The sequence below is a fragment of the Desulfurella sp. genome, from assembly GCF_049977265.1.
GTDB lineage: Bacteria > Campylobacterota_A > Desulfurellia > Desulfurellales > Desulfurellaceae > Desulfurella.
The window spans coordinates 1-3339 of sequence record NZ_JBMFGQ010000074.1; the positions used below are offsets into that span (position 1 = coordinate 1).

General features: G+C 31.1%; 3 protein-coding genes. All 3 read right to left on the reverse strand.

The genetic code is table 11. The annotated features are described in order from the left end of the window. Positions 1–72: 72 nt before the first annotated feature. Positions 73–1575 (reverse strand): NAD(P)/FAD-dependent oxidoreductase, encoded by a 1503-nt coding sequence (locus tag ACP5FO_RS08565; RefSeq protein WP_428157394.1) that lies wholly within the window; start codon positions 1573–1575, stop codon positions 73–75. Beyond that, entirely contained in the window at positions 1559–1972 is a 414-nt protein-coding gene (locus ACP5FO_RS08570) for a GtrA family protein (protein ID WP_428110821.1), read from the reverse strand. Before ACP5FO_RS08570 ends, ACP5FO_RS08565 begins: the two co-directional genes overlap by 17 nt. Continuing rightward, positions 1947–3339 (reverse strand): hypothetical protein (locus ACP5FO_RS08575; protein WP_428157395.1); only part of this gene is annotated, 1393 nt, incomplete at its 5' end. The genes ACP5FO_RS08575 and ACP5FO_RS08570, both read right to left, overlap by 26 nt.

Below are 3339 nucleotides of genomic sequence, written 5' to 3' on the forward strand. Positions count from 1 at the left end.
AAAAAACTACCTTTATTAATCCAATAGATCACAAAACGCTTTAAAACAATTAAAACACTGTACAAAGTAAATTTAATTTTCCTCGTGATAATCATCATCTACATTTATATCCCATATAGCGCTTTTGTCTAATTTGCCACTTAAAATGCAATTAACCGCTTCTTTTGCTGTTAGCATTGAGTGGTCCTGGTTATTGTAGCGGTGCATACCGTTTCTGCCGATTAAAAAAAGATTTTCAAATTTGTTAAAGTAGTTTTTTACCAAATCAAATTTTTCGTAAGTTCCAAAATATGCTGGATAAGCTTTCTTTTGCCTTATAACTGTACCATCTATGAAATCAAATTTTTTGGCAATGCCGATTTTTTCAAGCTCGCCTAAACCAAGCTCAATAAGCTCCTTATTGCTTGCCTGCCACAATTTATCGCCTTCATTGCAAAAATACTCAAGTCCAAGCCAGACTGTATTAATATCTGCTATCATAAAAGGACTCCAATTATTAAAAAGCTGAATTCTACCCATTTTGACATTTGGTTCCTGGACATAAATCCAATTGTCTGGTATCCTGCAAGCACCTGCTTCTTTGCGGTAGTTTTTGCTTTGTATGGCTAATTTTTTATAAAGCAAGCCTATACTTATAAAGTCTCTGTACTGCAAATTTGTAGCTATATTAAACACATCTTCTTCAATTTCTGGTCTTATTCCTAAAGCTAAATCTTTTATAGGCATTGTTGAAACAAAATAATCCGATTTAACCGCATCCACCTCTGAGGTAGTTGTATCTAAAAAAGTTAAAGAATCTATCCTGTCTCCAATTTTTTCAAAATAAAGCGCCTTTGCGTTTAACTTGAGTTTTGCACCGCTATCTATGGCTTTTTGAATAGCCGTTTCCCATAACTGACCTGGTCCAAGTTTTGGATAATCAAACTCTTCTATCAAAGTAGTAGCAGATGCTGAATTTTTTAAAAATAAAGACTTAAACGCATGAAGTATTGCTTTTGATATATCAAGACTTTTTATCCTCTGTGAACCCCATTCTTTACTGATATTTTTGCAAGATACACCCCAGACTTTTTGAGTATAGTCTCTAAAAAAGGTTTCATACAACCCAACGCCGAACCTATTGATAAAAAAATCCTCTAAATTTTTCTCTGGCTTTATAGGATCAATTCGCGCTTTAATGTAGTCTTTTAAAAAGCTAATTCCCCTAAAAAATCCAATATTAAGTGCCGTATTGAAATTTAGTTTCAGCGGGTAATCATAAAATTTTTTCTCAAAGTAAATTCGAGACAATCTATCCCGCTTTAGCATACATTTATCTTTTATATAAGCTTCTTCAAGTGTACATGGCTCTAAAAGTTCCATCCACCATCTTTTTACCCACTCTGATTTTGAAAAAAACCTGTGACCGCCTATGTCAATGCGGTTTTGCTTGTAATTAATTGTTTTTGATATGCCGCCTACCTGAGAGTCTTGCTCTAAAATAAGCACTTTTTTATTATTTCTTGCAAGCTCTAATGCGCATGTTATACCAGCAGGTCCTGCTCCAATTATAACTACATCAAAAAATTCTGTCATATTTTTTCCATTTTGTATAAAGCAACAATTTTCTAGCACCAAAGTTAAATCCAAAAGAAAAAACTGCAGCTATCATTTTAGCCCAGAAAGGTCCAATAATAAGCCAAAAAAGGCCTGCATAAATTACCGCTTCATTTACCAAAAGTCCGCCAAATCCAATAATTGCAAAAATTCCAAATTCTATGTGGTATTTTTTTATCTTTCTATAGCTAAATACCCATTTTATAGATAATATATAGTTTACAAAAAGCCCTGCAATATAGCCAATAGAAGCAGAAATCAAATAATTATGCATTAATTTGCCAAGCACTAGATATACTGCCATATCAACAGCAAGACTTACCACGCTTGTTATAAGATACTTAATAAACTCAATTTCTAAGTGTTTTACAATCATACAAATATAGATTATCAAACCCGTCTTTTATTCCCGTATGCCAGATAGCTACAGGCTTATAAATCAGTTTTGTTTGACTTACAATAAAACCTAAATTTTTATCATCAAAACAAAGGTTTATGATATCTTTTTTATTTTTTTTTACAAGATTTAATCGTCTTTCAATTAAAAACGCGCTTTTTCTATTGAATAAATCACCAGAACACTGCTGTCTTGAATAAAAACACGGCCTATCAAACAAAATCCACACATATTTTAATTGCCCGTTAAAATATACAGAAGAATCCTCTGGAATGTATTTGTAAAACGGATTATTTGTAGTGTGAGTTTCAATGTACAAATCCCAGTTGCCCCTTTGGTCCCAAAGCAAAATAGATAAAACAAACAAACCAGAAATCAAAACATAACCTAAAGCCTTTAACCTTAAAATTAAAATAAACAATATTCCTATAATAAACAGCACAAAAGCTCTATTTAACATATATGGGTTTGCATTAAACTTTATAAAATAGTTGAAACTTTTAAAATTTATACCAATAAAGCTTACAATAAGTGCACCAACAAAGCTTGCGCAAAGTCCATAAAGGAGTTTTTTGTCAATCCTTATACCTTTTGCAAAAGCGTAAAACAAAACCATTGCCAAAGTAAAATAAACGCATCTTTCCATTACAAGTAAATTAAATTGAAAATCTATAGGGTAAAAACTAATCTCATAAAGCCATATAAATCTCTCACATAAAACTAAAATTGTCAAAGTAAAAAGCCAGGTAAAATTTTTTCTTTCAAATAGTCTTTTAATATTTTCATCAAAATCTATATTTGTTTTATAAAAGATTAAGATAGTTATGGCAAGCAAAAAAGCTTCAAAAAATGTAGTGTAATCATTTTCTATTTGATTTAGTAATATACTTACAAAAATAATTGCCAAAATTTTGCCAACATAATTTTTTGTCCACATTTTATAAGTCAAATAAGGCAAAAATGCCATATCAATTAACTGTAAAATCCAATTTACACGCCACAATTGCAGGCTCACAAAAAAAACATTCTTTATCATATCTCCAATTTGGGCTAAAGCAAAAAAAATTATGCAGGCAATAACTATACTTATAAACAAATCTTTTAACTTTTTGTTTTCTACATAAAATATGCCAGCTACAGCTATAAAAAAATTAACAATAAGGCGAAACCAGTTGCCGTTTCTCCACTTGCTTAAAATACAAAATGGATTGTGAATATTTACCAAATGCCACCATGCATTATCGTATGTCAGAAAAAGCTTATTAAAAGGGTGAATGCCTAAATATGCGCCTATTACAATAAAAATTATGCCTAAAACCAAAGCAATGTAACCAGATTTGTATTGC